The following is a 17,723-nucleotide window of genomic DNA, read 5'->3' on the forward strand; positions in this document are numbered from 1 at the left end:
TCGTTCTGCTGAACGTGAGCAGCCAGGAATCCGAGGAACTCGCCCGCACCCCCGACTCCCCCGGTCCCGCCGCCCCCGGTCCGCCCGGTCCGGTCGATGTCGAGCAGGCCGAGGCCGCGCTCGTCGAGCACTATCCGCGGCTGGTCCGGATCGCCTATCTGGTGCTTCCGCCCTCCCTCGGCCGCAACCGCCGGGTGCTGACCGCGCACGCGCTCGTGCAGCGTTCGCTGCCGCGCCGCCGGGCGTCGGGGGCCGGGGCCGGGGCGGTGCCGGGGGCGCGACGGGCGGACGAGGACGCGGTCGACCCGGGGTACGCGTTCGTACGGGGCGAGGTGCTGCGGCAGGCGCTGGTGGCCGGGCTGCCGCTGCGGCGCCGGGCGCTGCCCCGGCGGGCGCAGTTCCCTCCGCTGCTGCCGACGGTGTGGGGGCTGCGGGTGTTCCCGCGGGCCGGCGGCGCCGATGAACTCGCCCTGGACCAGCGGCTCTCCGCGCTGTCCGGGCCGGCCAGGGCGGCGTACGTGCTGCGCGGACTTGAGCGGCAGGGCGATCCGGAGGTGCTGCGGGTGCTCGGCGCGGCCGGGGTGGCGGACCCGAAGGGGGCGCTCGCGGAGGCGGACGGGGTCGAGGCGCAGTATGTGCTCCTGGAGTCGCCGGAGTTCGACCCCTGCTCGCTGCAGGCGCGGCCGACGGATCTGATGCGGCGGCGCCAGCACGGCCGGGCGGCGCTCGTGGCGGCCGTGGCGGTGGCGGTGTGCGGCGCGCTGCTCGGACTGCCGGGGGACGGGTGGGGCAGAAACGGTGCTGCGGCCCCGTCGTACGCCCGTAATCCGGCGGCGGAGGCGGCGCTCGACCCGGGCGGCCTGAAGCGGGTGGGGACGGCCGACTGGCGGATCTCGACGCGTACCGACTTCTCGGTGTGGCCGGTCCGCGGCGGGCTGGCCGAGGACCGGGCGCTGCTTCGCCGGGCGCTCGCGGTGTGGGCGCGGCCGGGGCCGGCCGTGCGGGCCTCGGCGACACCGGGCACGCCGCCGGGGCCGCCGATGGGCTCGCCGCAGCTGCTGTTCGCGGGCGAGGTGGACGCGAACCGAGTGGTGATCTTCCACGACGGACTGCGGGTGGTGCGGTACGCGGAGCCGGTCGGCGACGCGAGCGGCGTGGCGCTCGACTTCGCGCGTACGGACGGGGCGGACGCGGTGGGTTCGGCGGCGCTCGTGGTGTCCCGGGCCGGGGGCAACGTGCGCTATCTGACGGCGCCGTGGGTGCGGGAGGCGGCGGTCCGGGACCTGCTCCTGCCGGGCAAGGCGCCGCGGGTGCTGACCCGGGACGCGGCCGGGGTGACCGAGCCGATCCCGAGCCCGGTGACGGCCGCGAGCTGCACCCGCTGGTCGGCGCTCCAGCTGCGCGACGGGTCGGGGACGCGGCTGCTCACCGACCTGGGCGAGCTGGCCCCGGCCCGGCTGACCGCGGGGCCGCCCGACCGGCCGGCCGACGTGACGGGCGCGGCGGCGCTCGGGCAGTGGGCGCGGATCGCGTGCCGGCTGCCGGCGCTGAGCTCGCACGGGGTGCGGACGGTGAACTCCTGGGCGTACGCGACCCAGCGGCTCCCGGAGGGCGCCGGGCGCGCCGAGTGGTGGTGCGCGCGGGCGGAGACCTGGCGGGGTACGGGGAGCCGGAGCCTGGCGCTGTTCGGGGCGCCGGGTGCGACCGGGCCCGCGGCGCCGGCCGCCCGCTCGGAGGGGACCCCGGCGTGCGGGCCGAAGGATCCGCGGGTGCTCGCGGGCGTGGTGTGGCAGGCGCGGAGCGGGCAGTGGTACGTGCTCGCGGCCGGCTCGAAGGACTTCGCGTCGCTGACGCTGTCGGGCGGGGTGAAGGCGCGCGAGGAGGGACCGCTGCTCGCGGTGAAGGCCGCGGCCGGCAGCCGCGCGGACCTCACCGGGACGCTCGACGACGGACGGCGGGTGGGCGCCCTGCGCTGAGCCGCGGGTACCCGGGCCGTACGCGTGCCCGGTTCCGTACGCGTGCCGCCCGGCCCCGAACGCGCGCGCCCGGCCCGCCCCCCGGCCGCCTCCTCGAAAGGAACACATAGGAACGGCCTGGGCGTACCGCGGGTAAGAAGCCGGGAAAAAGCACCTGCGCGACCCCTGTTCCTCGGGCTTACCCCTCAGTACATTGACGCCATGTCTAATACGCAGCCCGCCCCGGTCGCGTCGGAGCACATCGAGCTCAAGGCCCGCAAGGTCTCCTTCGACTGGGAACAGACACCGCTCCACTGGGTTCCCGGCGACCCGTTCACCACCCACACGATCAATGTGCTGCACCTGCTGCTCCCGGCCGGCGAACGCTGGTTCGTGCACGTCTACAAGCAGGTCCTGCCGTACATCACCGACGAGCGGCTGCGTGCGGACGTCATCGGCTTCATCGGGCAGGAGGCCGTGCACTCGCAGGCGCACGACGACGTCCTGCCGCACCTGAAGAAGCAGGGCCTCGACCCCACGCCGTACACCGCGCAGGTCGACTGGTTCTTCGAGAAGCTGCTCGGCGACCGGACGCTGCCGCCGGGGCGGCCGCGGCGCTGGTGGCTGATGGAGCGGGTCGCGCTGATCGCCGCCATCGAGCACTACACCGCCTTCCTCGGCAACTGGGTGCTCAACGCGGAGGAGCTGGACCGGGTCGGCGCCGACCCGGTGATGCTGGACCTGCTGCGCTGGCACGGCGCCGAGGAGGTCGAGCACCGCGCGGTCGCCTTCGAGCTGTTCATGCACCTCGACGGCGGCTACCGGCGGCGGGCCCGCACCTGGGCGACCGCGTTCGGCGCGCTGGTCTTCCTCTGGCAGCGCGGGGTGCGCTTCTTCATGGAGCACGACCCGACGGTCCTCGACGCGAAGCCGAGCGTCGGGCAGTTCGTACGGAAGGGGCGCCAGGGCGTGCTGCCGACCACCCCCGACCTGCTGCGCGCGATCCCGCGCTACCTCAGCCGGGACTACCACCCCTCCCAGGAGGGCTCCACCGCCCAGGCCGCCGCCTATCTGGCCGCCTCCCCCGGCGCCAACGGAGGCCGGGTCTGATGCGTCTGCGTACCGTCGTCCTCGTCGCCGGGGCCGCGCTGCTCGCCAAGCGGGCGCTGCGGCGCCGGATCGACGCCTCCCCGCTGTGGCCGATGCCCGCCCTCGACGTCCCGGTCTCGGGCCGCGGCCGGCAGTCCACCGTGACCCGGCACGTCCTGGTCGCCGCCCGCACCGAGCCCGCCGAGGGGGTCGTCCAGCTGCGCCTGGAGGGCTCCGGGCTGCCCGAGTGGCAGCCGGGCGCGCACATCGACCTGGTGCTGCCGTCCGGCACCGTCCGCCAGTACTCGCTCTGCGGCGACCCGGGCGAGCGTGACGTCTACACCGTCGCGACCCGGCTGATCGAGGCCGAACAGGGCGGCCGCGGCGGCTCGCGCGAGGTCCACGAACAGCTCCACGTGGGCACCGAGATCGAGATCCGCGGCCCGCGCAACCGCTTCCCGCTGGCGTCCGCGCCCTCGTACGTCTTCGTCGCCGGCGGCATCGGGATCACGCCGATCCTGCCGATGCTGCGCGCGGCGGAGGCGGCCGGGGCCGACTGGCGGCTGCTGTACTGCGGGCGCAGCCGGGCCACCATGCCGTACCTCGACGAGGTCGAGAAGCTGGGCGGCGACCGGACCACGATCGTCGCGGAGGACACCGACGGGCGGCCCGATCTCGCCTTCCTCGCCGAGCTCCCGGAGGGGACCGAGGTGCACTGCTGCGGGCCCGAGGGTCTGATGGACGCGGTGACGACCGCCCTGCCCGAGGGCCGGGTGCCGCATCTGGAGCGCTTCTCCGCGACCCGTACGGAGGGCGGCACCCCCTTCGAGGTCGAACTGCGGCGCACCGGGCGCACGTTGACCGTCGCGGGCGACCAGTCGGTGCTCTCGGCGGTGCGCGAGGCGGTCCCGGGCGTCCTCTACTCCTGCCGGCAGGGCTTCTGCGGGACCTGCCAACAGCGGGTCCTGGCGGGCGAGGTGGACCACCGCGACGAGCTGCTCACCGACGCCGAGCGCGCCGACTCGATGCTGATCTGCGTCTCGCGGTGCGCCGGCGAGCGGCTGGTCCTGGACCTCTGACCGGTCAGGATCAGGGCAGCACCAGCCAGTCCAGGGCGAACGCGGTGGCCAGGCCGCCCACCAGGAGCCAAGTGGCAAGCCGCGTACGCCCGTTGCGGGACAGCTCGATGACGACGCCGCACAGGATCATGGCGAGCCCGTACACGCCGACGACGAGGACGGACGTATGGGCCGCCAGGCGGGTCACCAGGACCGCGGCGGTCACGACGAGCAGCACCGATCCGGCGACGACACGTACGAGGCGGGCCTGCCTGGGCGTGAGTCCGCTCGGCTCCGCCTCGGTCCCGGCCTCGGTCCCGGCCTCAGTCTCTGTCTCGGTCTCCGGGATGTCCTGCTCAGAAGCGCTCATGTGGCGGGAGCGTAACGGACTCCCGTTAGGCTGTTCGCATGACGACCGGGGTACGCCGAAGGATGGGCGTCGAGGAGCGCAAACAGCAGCTGATCGGGGTGGCGCTTGAGCTGTTCAGCCACCGTTCCCCCGACGAGGTCTCCATCGACGAGATCGCCGCGGCCGCGGGCATCTCCCGGCCGCTCGTCTACCACTACTTCCCCGGGAAGCAGTCCCTGTACGAGGCGGCCCTGCGTCGCGCGGCCGACGAGCTGGCCGCCCGTTTCCTGGAGCCGCCGCAGGGCCCGTTGGGGGCGCGGCTGCTGCGCGTGATGGGCCGCTTCTTCGACTTCGTGGACGACCACGGGCCGGGCTTCGCCGCGCTGATGCGGGGCGGTCCCGCGGTCGGCTCGTCGACGACGAACGCGATGATCGACGAGGTGCGGCAGGCGGCGTACGAGCAGATCCTGGCGCACCTGGAGGTCGAGAAGCCCTCGGCGCGGCTCGAACTGGTCGTCCGTTCCTGGGTGTCGCTCGCCGAGTCGACGGCGCTGCTGTGGCTGGACGGGCGCCGGGTGCCGCGCGCGGAGCTGGAGTTGCAGCTCGTGCACGACTTCGCGGCGCTCACCGCGGTCAGCGCGGCGTACGACGAGGAGATGGCGGAGCTCGTGGTGGGGATGCTCGCCGACGAGCCGGCCGACGGGCCGTTCGGCGACCTCGTGGGCCGGCTCGTGGCGCTGGTGCCTCAGGTCCCCGGTCAGCAGGCACCCGGTCAGTAGGTCCCCGGTCAGTAGGACGGGTCGAGGTCGCGCACCTCGGCGGAGACGTGCACGCCGTCCGTCTCCTTGAGGTGTTCCGGTACGAGCGCGAGGACGGCCTTGCGCAGCCGGGACTTGGCCTCGTCGGTGCGGCCCGTGAGCAGGGCGATCTCCACGTGCACGACGGTGCCGTCGCCGGAGCCGTCGCCGACGACGAGTTCCTCGACCTCCCGGAAGCGGGTCTTGCAGGCTTCGACGCTGGCGTCGACGGTCTCCGCGACGAGCGGGTGCAGCGCGAGCGCGAAGCCGCGCCGGTCGAGGGGCGCGGAGTAGTCGACGGTGATGAACGGCATGGGGTCACTCCTGGTGATGCGGATGTCGGGCCCAGCCTGACCCCGCCCCCGCCCCACGCACAAGGGACCGTCCACCGAGCAGACGGTCCCTTGTGTCCCGTGGGGGGCTGGGTGCGGATCAGCGGGCGGTGAAGACCGCCACCGTGCGGGCCGGGACGGTGAAGGTGCCCGAGGCCTTGTCGTACGCGGCGGACTTCACCACCGCGTCGGAGCCTGCGGCCTGGACCGGGTGCAGGCGGTAGCCCTTGCCGGCCAGCTCGGCGACCTGCTGCGTGGTGCTGCCCGGGGTCGCGTTGAGGACGACGACCAGGTCGCCCAGGCGCATGGTGATCACGCCCGGGGTCTCGTCGCGGCCGGACAGCGGGAAGGACAGGGCGTCCTGGACGCGGGCGGTCGTGGCGAGGGAGAAGGCGGGCTCGGTGGTGCGGATCTTCTGGAGGTCGCGGTAGGCGGCGGAGGCGCCGTCGATCTCCGCGCAGCCGACCGTCAGGGCCGGGTTGACGAGCAGCGGCTTGCCGTACGACCACTTGGTCTTGTTGTCGGCGGCCGGCGGGAGGCCCCGTCCGAAGCCGTTGCCGTCGCGACAGTCCCAGTGGATCGCGTTGAACCAGTCGCCGCTGTCGTACGAGTTGCGGTCGAGGGACTTGGAGCGGAGCAGGTCGCTGCCCGCCTGGGCGAGCGCCGGGCCCTGGGAGAGGGTGCCGGTGGCCATGGCGAGGACCTGCATCCGGGCCCGGTCGGCCGGCGAGGTCCCGGCCGGGAGCTTGAAGGCGAGCGCGTCGTACAGGCTCTCGTTGTCGTGGGCGTCGGCGTAGGCGAGGGCGTCGCCGGGTGCGGCGGCGTAGCCGGCCGGGGCGCCGTTGTAGTCGACCTCGGAGCCCTTGACCGTACGGCCGGAGCTGTCGGTGAAGCTGTACCCGGCGAGGTTGCCGGTCAGGCCGACCTTGATGAGGTCCTGGTAGTGCAGGAGGCGGGCCTTCTGCTCGGCCGGGGTGCCGTTGGCGGCGGAGCCGTTGGGGTCGGTGTAGAGGCCGGAGGCGAAGCCCTGGATGCCGGGGTCCTCGTCGAAGGGGCCGCCGCCGCGGACGGCGTCGCGGGCCCGGTCGGAGAAGGTGGCGACGCCCGTACCGGCCATGTTCTTCTGGGTGGCCTGGACGAAGCGGGCGTCGTCGGCGATCTCGCCGAAGTTCCAGCCCTCGCCGTAGAGGATGATCGCCTTGCCGTCGACGCCGTCCTTCTCGACGGTCAGCGCGTCGAGCGCGGCGCGCACGGCGAGGATGTTGGCCTTGGGGTGGTGGCCCATGAGGTCGAAGCGGAAGCCGTCGACCTTGTACTGCTTGGCCCAGGTGACGACCGAGTCCACGACGAGCTTGCCCATCATGGCGTTCTCGGGCGCGGTGTTGGCGCAGCAGGTGGAGGTGGCGACGGAGCCGTCGGCCTGGAGGCGCTGGTAGTAGCCGGGCACGATGCGGTCGAGCACGGACTTGTCGGACTGGCCGGCGGCCACGGTGTGGTTGTAGACCACGTCCATGACGGTGCGCAGGCCCTCGCCGTTGAGCGCCTGGACCATCTGCCGGAACTCGACGGTGCGGCGGGGGCCGTTGGGGTCGGTGGCGTACGAGCCCTCCGGCACCGTGTAGTGCAGCGGGTCGTAGCCCCAGTTGTAGGCGTCCTTGGCCGCCGCGGCGGCGACGCAGGCCTGCTGCTCCTCCGAGTCGGGCGCGTAGACCTTGAGGTCGCAGGCGGGTTCGGTGCGGTCGGACTTCTTCTCGGGGATGGTGCCGATGTCGAAGGCCGGGAGCAGGTGCACGTAGGAGGTGCCGGAGTCGGCGAGCGCCTTGAGGTGCTGCGAGCCGGCGCTGCCGAGGTCGGTGAAGGCGAGGTAGGTGCCGCGGTGGTCGGCCTTCGCCGTGGGGTCGGCGACGGAGAAGTCGCGGATGTGCAGTTCCTGGATCTGTGCGTCGCGCAGCGGCACGGCGGCCGGCTTCTTCAGGCCCTGCCAGCCCTTGGGGGCGAGCCGGGGGTCGGCGAGGTCGACGACGAGGCTGCGGGCGGAGTCGGTGGTGAGGGCGGTGGAGTACGGGTCGGTGACCCGGTTCTCGACGAGCTTCTGGACGCTCGGCGCCCACACCTTCACGACGTAGCGGTACGGCTTGCCCGCCCAGTCCCTGGTGCCGGTGACCGACCAGACGCCGGAGGCGGCGTCGCGGCGCATCGGCACGGTCCTGCCGTCGAGTTCGAGGGCGACGGACTGCGCGGTGGGGGCCCAGAGCGACAGAGTGGGTCGGCCGTTGCGGAAGACCGGACCGAGGGCGGCCTTCGTGGCCTTCGGCGCGTACAGGTCGTCGAGGACGCCCGCCGTCTGCACGCCGGTGGCGGCGAGCAGGGCGCCGTTGGCGGCGCGCTGGGTGGCGACGAGCTGGCCGCGCAGGGAGTCCCGGACCCGGTCGGCGTCCCGCGGGTCGACGGTGAAGGCCGGGTAGTCCTTGAGGTGCGGGTACTTCGCCTTCTGGGCGTCGGTGAGGCTTGAGGCGTTGAGCCGGAGCCAGCGGCCCTCGTCGCTGAGGGCGCCGTCGGTGACGGTGATGCCGCCGGCCGCCGTGCCCGGCGCGTACACCAGCTGCTGGCTGGTGGCGTCGGTCGCCTTCACCTTCCAGACGACCGTGGCCCGGTCGATCCACTGCGCCTCGGCCTTGCCGAGGTCGAGGTTCGGGGCGCCGCCGGTGGTCGGAAGCAGGTACTTCGGCTGTCCGGCGAGCAGCCAGACCTCGTTGCCGTACGTGGCGAGGTCGAGCGACTGGTCGGTGGGCAGGTCCTTCTCGTCGCCCTTGTGGACGATGTACGACAGCGAGCTCGCGCCCTCCGCCAGCGGGACCTCGTACACGGCGCCGTACGCGTCGACGCGGGTCGGCATCAGCGGCCTGGACCAGTCGGTGGGCTGGGCGGCGCCGGTCCACAGGTGCAGGCCCCAGCCGTCGTAGTTCCCGTCGGCGCGCTGGTAGTGGATGACGGCCTTGGTCTTGTCCTGCGGGGCGGGGGCCGGGTTGGTGTCGGACTGGCCGTCGGCGCCCTGCGTGATCCAGACCTCGCCGGTGCGGCCGAGGCTGATGCTTCGCTGCGGGCCGTCGGCGGCCCCGTCCTTCTCCACGGTGTACGCAAGGGTCGACGCGCCCTCGGGGACGCGGACCCAGGCGAAGGCGCCGTAGGCGTCGCGGCCGGTGAACGCGGCCTCCTGGTCCGCGGCCTTCAGCTTCCAGCCGTCGTAGTTCCCGTCCTCGCGCTTGTAGTGGACGACGGCGTAGGTGCGCTCGACGGCCACGGGCTTCTCGGGGGCGGGGGCCTGACCGGCGGTGCTGGTGGCCAGGGCGCTCGCGGTGCGGCCGGCGGCGTCGACCGCGACGGCCTTGTAGCGCAGGGCGGTGCCGGCGGGCGCGGTGACGTACTGGGTGATCTTGTACGGGGCGTGGTCGGCGGCGCCGAGGGTCTGCCAGCGTCCGTTGCCGACCTGGGCGGCGAAGACGACCCGGTTGAGGCCGCCGCCGGTGACGTCGGCGGACAGCTCGACGGTGCCGGTGGCGCCGGCGGCCGGGGCCTTGAGGGTGACGGCGGGCGCGGTGGCGGGGGCGGGCAGCGGCGCGTCGGCCTTCAGGACGAGGGAGGAGAGCGCCGGGACGGTGACGGTGACCACCCCGTCCTTCGCGGCGACGGCGCCCCGGCCCCCGTACAGGGTGCGGAAGTTGGCCGAGTCGACGGGCACGGTGACCGTCTTGGGCTCGGTGGCGCTGTTGGTGGCCACCAGGTACTCGGTCTTCGCCTTGGCGTCCGTACGGGAGAAGGCGTAGACGGAGCCCTCGGCGTAGCGCTCCTGCTGGACGCCGTCGCGCAGGGCGGGGTTGGCCTTCGTGAGCTTCGACAGCTCGGCGATGGAGCGGTAGATCGGGTGGCCGGTGTCGTACGCGTCCGTCGCGTGCGTGCGGTCGGTGCCGAGCTGGTCGTCGTCGAGGTAGTCGGCGGTCCGCGAGGCGAAGAGGGTCTGGCGGGCGTCCTTGTCGCCGCCGGGGCCTGTGAAGCCCTGCTCGTCGCCGTAGTAGACGACGGGGTTGCCGCGGCTGAGGAACATCAGCTCGTTGGCGAGCCGGGCCCGCTGGACGAGTTCGGCGTCGCTCGCGTCCGGGTGGTCCTGCTTGAGGAAGGTGCCGACGCGGCCCATGTCGTGGTTGCCGAGGAAGGTGACCTGCTCGTAGGCGTTGGCCTTGTCGGAGCCGTACTTGTAGTCGTCGGCGAAGACCTTGGCGAGCCGGTCGGCGCCGGCGCCCTGGGACGCGAAGGCGCGGGCGGCGTCCTGGAAGGGGAAGTCGAGGGTGGCGTCGAGCCGGCCACGGGTGACGTACGGGCTGGTGACGGAGGTGTCGGCGGAGTAGACCTCGCCGAACATGAAGAAGTCCTCGCGGCCCTGCCGCTTCGCGTACGCGTCCAGGGCGGTGGCCCACTGGGTCCAGAAGTCCAGGTCGACGTGCTTGACCGTGTCGATGCGGAAGCCGTCGATATCGAAGTCGCGGACCCACTTCTCGTAGATCCTCTTCATGCCCTCGACGACCTCGGGGCGCTCGGTCCACAGGTCGTCGAGGCCGACGAAGTCGCCGTACTCGGCGGACTCGCCGGCCCAGGTGGAGTCGCCGCGGTTGTGGTACATCGTGGGGTCGTTGAGCCAGGCGGGGACCTTGGTGCCGGTCTCGGTCTTCTGGACGGGCGTGTACGGGAACGAGTCCGCGTCCACCTTGCCGACGGCCGTGCGGTCGTCGAAGGGGCGGCCGGTCTTGTCGAGGTAGGGGTAGGCGCCCTTGGGGCGGTAGCCGTACTTCTTCTCGGCGTAGTCGACGGTGTCGGCGGTGTGGTTGGTGATGACGTCGAAGAAGACCTTCATGCCCTTGGCGTGGGCGGCGGCGATCAGCTTCTTCAGGTCGTCGTTGGTGCCGAAGTGCGGGTCGACCTGGGTGAAGTCGGTGATCCAGTAGCCGTGGTAGCCGGCGCTGGCGTCCTTCCCCTCGCCCTGCACGGGCCGGTTCTTGAAGATCGGCGCCATCCAGATGGCGGTGGTGCCGAGCCCCTTGATGTAGTCCAGGCGCTCGGTCAGCCCCTTGAGGTCGCCGCCCTGGTAGAACCCCTTGTCCGTCGGGTCGAAGCCGGTGGCGGTGCGGCTGCCGGTGAGACCGCCGCGGTCGTTGGCCGGGTCGCCGTTGGCGAAGCGGTCGGGCAGCACGAAGTAGAACTGCTCGCGGGTGAGGTCGTGCCGGGCGGGGGTCGCGGCGAGGGCGCGGTCGGAGGGCGGGGCGGGGGGCGCGGTGCCGGCGGCAGCGGGCGTGACGGGCGTCAGGCCGACGGCGAGGGTGGCCAGGAGGGTGGTGACGGCGCTTTGCCGCCGTCCGATGCGGGACACGTTGCTCCTCGGAGAGTTGGAATTCCCCCACCCCGCCCCTTCCCGAAACCCTGCCGGGGGCTGGGGGGAAGGGGGGGTGGTGAGGGCGCGGGGGCTGGGCCCCACACCCCCGGCGGGACGCGGCAGCTTCGCGCCGCGCAGGCGCTAGTTACGGAAGGTGTCGTTCAGGACGAGCTGGCCCGAGGAAGGGACCGTCGCGGTGCGGTTGGCGCCGGACTCCCAGGTGACGTTTCCGGCGGCGTCCTTGCGGAGGTACTTGTACTCGAAGGACGTGCCGGCGGGGAGCGGGACGGTCAGCTTCCAGACGGGGTACGCCGCCGGGTCGAGCTTCAGGGCCGCCGTCGGGGACCAGGCGCCGAGCTCGGGGCGGTTGCCGGTGACGTAGATGTTCTGGCCCACCACGGTGGTGGCGGTGACGTTGAACGAGGCGCCGGTGGCGGTGGCCGGCGGGGTGGTGCAGCTCATGGCACCGGTGTGCAGGGCGACGGCCGTGTCGGCGGGCACCGTGGCGGTGAACTGGCCGGCGGAGTTGACCGTCACCGAGCCGCCGCTCTGCACGTCGCAGTAGGTGCCGGCGGGCAGGGAGGTCTGGAAGGTGCGGGTGAGGGCGGCGGACTCGTGGTTGATGGCCACGTACGCCTTGCTGCCCCGGCCGAACGCGATCGCGTTGTTGCCGTTGTCCCACCAGTCGGTGACGGCCTGCCCGCGGGCGGTGTTGCGGAAGGCCACCATGGAGGAGATCTCGCGCCAGGCGTGCTGGCACTTCCAGCCGTCGCTGTAGCAGGCGTTCACCTGGTGCCCGTTGGGCGCGCCGGCGTCCTTGTCGGTCCACTCGTAGCCGGAGTGGACGTCCGGGGAGCCGTACGGCCAGGCGAGCATGAAGACGGAGGCCAGGGTGTACTGGGCGCCGTTCTTGTAGTTGAGGGTGTCGCCGCCGCGCTCGGTGTCGTGGTTGTCGACGAAGACGGCGGACTGGCCGGACGGCATGTAGCCCCAGGCCTCGCCGAAGTTCTTGAGGTAGGCGAGCTTCTCGCCCTGCAGGACCCTCTTGAGGTCGCGGGCGTAGCGGAACTCCTGGACGTCGCCGTTGCCGAGGTACTCGCTCGGTGAGACGGCCTCGCCGGCGCCGTGGATGGCCTCCTGCTTCCAGTAGACGGAAGGATTCGTCAGGCGCGACTTGATGTCGGCGAGGTCGGCGGCCGGCATGTGCTTGGCGGCGTCGATGCGGAAGCCGTCGACGCCGAGCGTCAGCAGGTCGTTGAGGTACCCGGCTATCCTGCCGCGGACGTAGTCCTCGCCCGTGTCGAGGTCGGCGAGGCCGACGAGCTCGCAGTTCTGGACGTTCGCCTTGTCCTGGTAGTTGGAGACGCTGGCGCGGCAGTCGTCCAGGTCGGAGCCGGAGTAGACGCCGGGGTAGTTGTACTTGCTGTAGCCGGACCCGCCGGTGCCGGTGTAGGTGGCGTTGGGGTCCGCCGGGCCGGCCATGTGGTTGATGACGGAGTCGGCGACGACCTTCACCCCGGCGGCGTGGCAGGTGTCGACCATGCTCTTGAAGGCGGTGCGGTCGCCGAGCGGGCCGGCGATCTTGTAGCTGACCGGCTGGTAGGCCGTCCACCACTGCGAGCCCTGGATACGTTCCTGAGGCGGGGAGACCTGCACGTATCCGTAACCGGCGGGGCCGAGCTGTTCGGTGCAGGCCTTCGCCACCGAGGCGAAGTTCCACTCGAACAGCACGGCCGTGACGTCCTTCGTGCCGGGTGGGGCGGCCTGAACGGTGGGGGCTCCCGTGACGGCCACAGCGGCTCCCGCCACGAGGGCGAGTGCAGCGGCCACGGTCTTTCGGGCCATGTTTCCTCCTGTACGACGTCCCTGTCGCAAGAAGTTGCCGAAAATGACAGCAACTGTTTTCAGCCGCGACCGTAGGGGCGTACAGGCGTGCGGTCAATACTTCGAACAACCGAACGCAACATCTTGCGCAAGGAGTTACGGGATCGCCGCAGCCGCCGCTGCCGTGGAGCCGCGTACCACCAGCTCCGGCTGGAACACGAACTCCGTGCGCTGCACCGGGTTTCCCTCGATCTCCTCCAGGAGCGCGCCGACCGCCGCCGTCGCCATGGCCTGCACCGGCTGGCGCACGGTGGTCAGCGGCGGGTCGGTGAACGCGATCAGCGGGGAGTCGTCGAAGCCGACCACCGAGACGTCCCGGGGCACGTCGAGGCCCCGGGCGCGGGCCGCCCGGACCACGCCGAGGGCCATCAGGTCGGAGCCGCACACGATGCCGGTGCAGCCCTCGGCGAGCAGCAGGTCGGCGGCGGCGTGCCCGCCCTCCACGCCGAACAGGGTGGGCCGCACGAACCGTTCGGCCTCCTCCCGTTCGACGCCGAGCAGGGCGTGCAGCTCGGCGGCGAAGCCCTCGGCCTTGCGGCGCGAGGGGACGTAGCGGGTCGGCCCGATGGCGAGCCCGATCCGCTCGTGGCCGAGTTCCACCAGATGCCGTACGGCCATCCGGGCCGCGGCCCGGTCGTCGGGCGAGACGAAGTTGGCGTCGATGTGCTCGTTGAAGCCGTTGATGAGGACGAACGGCACACCGCGGTCGGCGAGTCGGGTGTAGCGGGCCGGGTCGGCGGAGGCGTCCGCGTGCAGCCCGGACAGGAACACGATGCCGGCCACCCCGCGCTCCACCAGCTGCTCGACCAGCTCGTCCTCGGTCGCGCCGCCGGGCATCTGGGTGCAGAGCACCGGGGTGTAGCCGTGCCCGGCCAGGACCTGTTCGACGACCTGGGCGAAGGCCGGGAAGATCGGGTTGGTCAGCTCGGGCACCACCAGGCCGATCAGGCCGGCGCTGCGCCGTTTGAGGCGTACGGGACGCTCGTAGCCGAGCACGTCGAGCGCGGCGAGCACCTTGTGCCGGGTCGCGCCGGCCACGCCCGCCTTGCCGTTGAGGACCCGGCTGACGGTGGCCTCGCTGACCCCGGACTGGGCCGCGATGTCCGCGAGCCGCGGGGCGCCCCCTCCGGCGCCCCGCGGCAGGGGGATCGTCACACCGCCCACCAGGCGGTGATGTCGGCGGGCAGCACGGCCTCGTCGTCGACGATCCTGATCTCCTCGCCGGCCGAATCGGCGGACGAGAGGAGCAACCGGCCGGGCAGCGGGACGGAGATGGCCCGGCCGGTGGTGTTGGCGGTGCAGACGAATCCGTCACGGCGGAAGGAGAGCACACCCTCAGGTGCCTCCAGCCACTCGACGGACTCGCCCGCACCGAGTTCGGGGCGCTCGCGGCGCACGGCGAGCGCGCTGCGGTACAGCTCCAGGGTGGAGCCGGGGTCGCCGGTCTGCGCCTCGACGCTGAGCGCGGCCCAGGTGGCGGGCTGCGGCAGCCAGGAGCCGCCGGCGCCGAAGCCGTACGAGGAGCCCTCGGCGGTCCACGGGATCGGCACCCGGCAGCCGTCGCGGAAGCCGTCCTGGCCGGTGGCCCGGAAGAAGGACGGGTCCTGGCGGACCTCGTCGGGCAGGTCGGTGACGTCGGGCAGGCCGAGCTCCTCGCCCTGGTAGACGTAGGCGGAGCCGGGCAGCGCCAGCATCAGCAGGGTCGCGGCGCGGGCCCGGCGCAGGCCGAGTTCGCGGTCGCCGGGGGTGCGCAGCTGGGTGCCGAGGCCCGCCGGGTTGGCGAAGCGGGTGGCGTGCCGGGTGACGTCGTGGTTGGAGAGCACCCAGGTGGTGGGGGCGCCGACCGGGCGCATCGCGGCGAGCGAGGCGTCGATCACCGTACGCAGCTCGGCAGCGTCCCAGTGGGTGCCCAGGTACTGGAAGTTGAAGGCCTGGTGCATCTCGTCGGGGCGCACGTAGTTGGCGGTGCGGTCGACGGTGGGGGTCCAGGCCTCGGCGACGAGGACGCGCTCCCCGTCGTACTCCTGCAGCACCTTCCGCCACGAGCGGTAGATCTCGTGGACGCCGTCCTGGTCGAAGAAGGGCATGACGTCGTTGCCGAGCAGCTTGAGCTGGTCGTGGCTGCCGATGTCGGGCAGGCCCGCGGCCTTGACCAGGCCGTGGGCGACGTCGACGCGGAAGCCGTCGACGCCCATGTCGAGCCAGAAGCGCAGGATCGAGCGGAACTCGTCGCGGACGGCGGGGTGTTCCCAGTTGAAGTCGGGCTGCTCGGGCGCGAAGAGGTGCAGGTACCAGTCGCCGGGGGTGCCGTCCGGGTTCTCGGTGCGGGTCCAGGCGGGGCCGCCGAAGATGGACTCCCAGTCGTTGGGCGGGAGTTCGCCGTTCGCGCCCTTGCCGGTACGGAAGTGGTAGCGCTCGCGCAGCGGGGAGCCGGGGCCCTCGCGCAGCGCGCGCTGGAACCACTCGTGCTGGTCGGAGGAGTGGTTGGGGACCAGGTCGACGATGATCCGCAGGCCGAGCGCGTGGGCCTCGCGGATCACCGCGTCGGCGTCGTGCAGGGTGCCGAACATGGGGTCGATGGCCCGGTAGTCGGCGACGTCGTAGCCGGCGTCGGCCTGCGGGGAGGCGTAGAAGGGGGACAGCCAGACGGCGTCGACGCCGAGCGCCTTGAGGTACGGCAGCCGGCTGCGGATGCCGGGCAGGTCGCCCATGCCGTCACCGTTGCCGTCGGCGAAGCTGCGCGGATAGACCTGGTAGATCACCGCGTCTCTCCACCAGCCCGACGGCGTGCCGGTGGGAGTTGCGGCGTCGGCGGGGGCGGCGAGGTGCTGGGTCATGTCTTCCTTGCTTCGTAAGGAGGGTGTGGGTGCGGGCACGGGGTGCGCGGCCACGGGCGCTCTTCGGCTCAGCCCTTGACGGCGCCGGCCGACATGCCGGTCACCAGGTGGCGCTGGGCGAAGAGGAACACCAGGGCGGCGGGGATGGCGATGAGCACGGAGGCGGCGGTCATCGGGCCCCACTGGGCGCCGTACTGGTTGACGAACTTCTGCAGTCCGCCGGCGAGGGTCATGTTCTCGTCGCCGACCATGAAGGCGGAGGCGTAGGCGACCTCGCCCCAGGCGGTGATGAAGGAGTAGAACGCGGTGACCGCGATGCCCGGCTTGGCGAGCGGCAGGATGAGCCGCCAGAAGGTGCCGAAGGGGGTGAGCCCGTCGACGTAACCGGACTCGTCGATCTCCTTCGGGATGGTGTCGAAGAAGCCCTTCATCATCCACGCGCAGAACGGCACGGCGATGGTCAGGTACGTGACGACCAGGCCGGTCGAGGTGTTGAGCAGGCCCATCGACGCCATGATGTTGTAGATCGGCACGATGAGGACGGCGACCGGGAACATCTGGGTGATCAGCAGGGTCCACATCAGCCCGCGCTTGCCGGGGAAGCGGAAGCGGCTGACGGCGTAGCCGGTGGTGGAGGAGACGAAGACGCCGAGCAGGGTGGTGAGGGCGGCGACGAGCAGCGAGTTGCCGAACCAGGTGAGGAACGGGGTGTCGTTCAGCAGGTTCGTGTAGTTCTCGAGCGTCGGCTCCTTCACGAAGTCCGTGGTGGTCGCGTACTTCGCCGGCTTGAGCGAGGTCAGCAGCACCCAGAGCACCGGGAAGACGGCGATCACGGAGGCGACGATCAGGCCGAGGTGCAGCCCGGCGGAGGCGAGCGGCGAACGGCTGCCACGGCGGCGGACGTTCTTGCGGGCCGGGGCCGTGGCGCGGTTCTGCGCGTGGCGCGGTGCGGTGGTCGCGGGGGTCGTGGTGGTCACCAGACTTCTCCCTGCTTGCGGAGGACCCGCCGGTAGATCGCGGCGAAGACCATCAGGAGGATCAGGATCAGCACGCCCCACGTGGAGGACTGCGCGTAGTCGCGCGGGCTGATCTCGAAGGAGAACTTGTAGGCCTGGGTCACCAGGATCTGGGTGGCCTCGCCGGGACCGCCCCGGGTGAGCAGGAAGATCACCGGGAACATGTTGAAGGTCCAGATGGTGCTCAGCAGGATCACCGTGGTGCTGACGGACCGGAGGCCGGGCAGGGTGATGTGCCGGAAGCGCTGCCAGGCGTTGGCGCCGTCCATCTCGGCGGCCTCGTACATCTCGCCGGGGATGGACTGCAGACCGCCGAGCAGGGCGACCATCATGAAGGGGACGCCGAGCCAGACGTTGACGGCGATGACCGAGAACTTGGCCCAGGTGGGGTCGTTGAGCCACGGGACGGCGTCGATGCCGCCGCCCGCGAGCACCTGGTTGAGGATGCCGCGGCGCTCGTCGTAGAGGAAGCGCCAGGCGAAGACGGAGACGAAGCCGGGGACGGCCCAGGGCAGGATCAGCAGCATGCGGTAGACACCGCGGCCGGCGATCTTGCGGTGGAGCATGTTCGCGAGGACGAGGCCGAGGGCGAAGGTCACCGACACGCACGCCACCGTCCACACCAGGGTCCAGCCGAGGGTGGCCAGGAACTGGTTTCCGGTGAGCGCGTCGACGTAGTTGTCGACGCCGACGAACTCGTAGGTCGCCGGGATGTGGTTGACGCCGATGGAGCGTTCCACATTGCGTTCGTTGGCGTCGGTGAGCGACAGCCAGATGCCGCGGACCAGCGGGTATCCGATGATCACGCCGATCACGAGCACCACCGGGGCGACCATCGCCCAGGCGTACCAGTGGGTGGAGAGGGATCGCCGTGCGGCGCCCCGGGATCCACCGTTCCGCTTGCCAGTTCCGCGGCTCCGGCCGCGGGCGCTGTCGCCCGCGGCCTTCGCCACCGACTGGCTGCTGGTGTCCACAGCCATCAGC

The 17,723-nt window shown here is 72.2% G+C and carries 12 protein-coding genes; 4 read left to right on the top strand and 8 right to left on the bottom strand.

All coding sequences use genetic code 11. The features are described from left to right. Window positions 1-14 precede the first annotated feature (14 nt). The 3 genes from KV205_RS02825 (at window position 15) to KV205_RS02835 (ending at window position 4,123) form a co-directional block, all read left to right on the top strand. Window positions 15-1,976 carry a hypothetical protein gene (locus KV205_RS02825; RefSeq protein WP_265861822.1) on the top strand — a complete coding sequence of 654 codons (1,962 nt, stop codon included), beginning with the start codon at window positions 15-17 and terminating at the stop codon, window positions 1,974-1,976. 201 nt (window positions 1,977-2,177) lie between these two features. Next, on the top strand, window positions 2,178-3,065 hold the full coding sequence (locus tag KV205_RS02830; RefSeq protein ID WP_265861824.1) for a metal-dependent hydrolase: 888 nt from the start codon (window positions 2,178-2,180) through the stop codon (window positions 3,063-3,065). Further along, a complete protein-coding gene (locus tag KV205_RS02835) occupies window positions 3,065-4,123 on the top strand; it encodes a PDR/VanB family oxidoreductase (protein WP_265861826.1) in 1,059 nt (352 codons plus the stop codon). Before KV205_RS02830 ends, KV205_RS02835 begins: the two co-directional genes overlap by 1 nt. 10 nt (window positions 4,124-4,133) lie before the next feature. Here the strand turns inward: KV205_RS02835 and KV205_RS02840 are convergent, their stop codons facing one another. Continuing rightward, window positions 4,134-4,472 carry a hypothetical protein gene (locus KV205_RS02840; protein ID WP_265861828.1) on the bottom strand — a complete coding sequence of 113 codons (339 nt, stop codon included), beginning with the start codon at window positions 4,470-4,472 and terminating at the stop codon, window positions 4,134-4,136. A gap of 38 nt (window positions 4,473-4,510) precedes the next feature. On the opposite strand from KV205_RS02840, the gene KV205_RS02845 reads away from it, so the two are divergent. Then, entirely contained in the window at window positions 4,511-5,230 is a 720-nt protein-coding gene (locus tag KV205_RS02845) for a TetR/AcrR family transcriptional regulator (RefSeq protein ID WP_265861829.1), read from the top strand. Window positions 5,231-5,238: 8 nt separating this feature from the next. On the opposite strand, the gene KV205_RS02850 is transcribed toward KV205_RS02845, so the two are convergent. The 7 genes from KV205_RS02850 to KV205_RS02880 form a co-directional block, all read right to left on the bottom strand. Beyond that, window positions 5,239-5,562, bottom strand: a complete 324-nt coding sequence (locus KV205_RS02850; protein ID WP_265861830.1) for a 5-carboxymethyl-2-hydroxymuconate Delta-isomerase — start codon at window positions 5,560-5,562, stop codon at window positions 5,239-5,241. A 118-nt stretch (window positions 5,563-5,680) separates the two neighbouring features. Further along, complete coding sequence (gene pulA, locus KV205_RS02855) at window positions 5,681-10,990, bottom strand: pullulanase-type alpha-1,6-glucosidase (RefSeq protein WP_374214608.1); 5,310 nt, start codon at window positions 10,988-10,990, stop codon at window positions 5,681-5,683. A gap of 153 nt (window positions 10,991-11,143) precedes the next feature. Next, entirely contained in the window at window positions 11,144-12,847 is a 1,704-nt protein-coding gene (locus KV205_RS02860; protein WP_265861831.1) for a carbohydrate-binding module family 20 domain-containing protein, read from the bottom strand. Between the two features lie 135 nt (window positions 12,848-12,982). Next, complete coding sequence (locus KV205_RS02865) at window positions 12,983-14,050, bottom strand: LacI family DNA-binding transcriptional regulator (protein WP_374214604.1); 1,068 nt, start codon at window positions 14,048-14,050, stop codon at window positions 12,983-12,985. Continuing rightward, complete coding sequence (locus KV205_RS02870; protein WP_265861832.1) at window positions 14,038-15,723, bottom strand: glycoside hydrolase family 13 protein; 1,686 nt, start codon at window positions 15,721-15,723, stop codon at window positions 14,038-14,040. Before KV205_RS02870 ends, KV205_RS02865 begins: the two co-directional genes overlap by 13 nt. Window positions 15,724-15,791: 68 nt before the next feature. Beyond that, window positions 15,792-16,703, bottom strand: coding sequence for a sugar ABC transporter permease (locus KV205_RS02875; protein WP_370416700.1), 912 nt, complete (start codon window positions 16,701-16,703; stop codon window positions 15,792-15,794). Then, the gene (locus KV205_RS02880) at window positions 16,697-17,719 is read right to left on the bottom strand and encodes a carbohydrate ABC transporter permease (RefSeq protein ID WP_265861833.1); all 1,023 of its coding nucleotides are present in this window, start codon (window positions 17,717-17,719) and stop codon (window positions 16,697-16,699) included. Before KV205_RS02880 ends, KV205_RS02875 begins: the two co-directional genes overlap by 7 nt. Window positions 17,720-17,723 lie beyond the last annotated feature (4 nt).

It is taken from the genome of Streptomyces sp. SKN60, from assembly GCF_026236535.1.
In the GTDB taxonomy this organism is placed as follows: domain Bacteria; phylum Actinomycetota; class Actinomycetes; order Streptomycetales; family Streptomycetaceae; genus Streptomyces.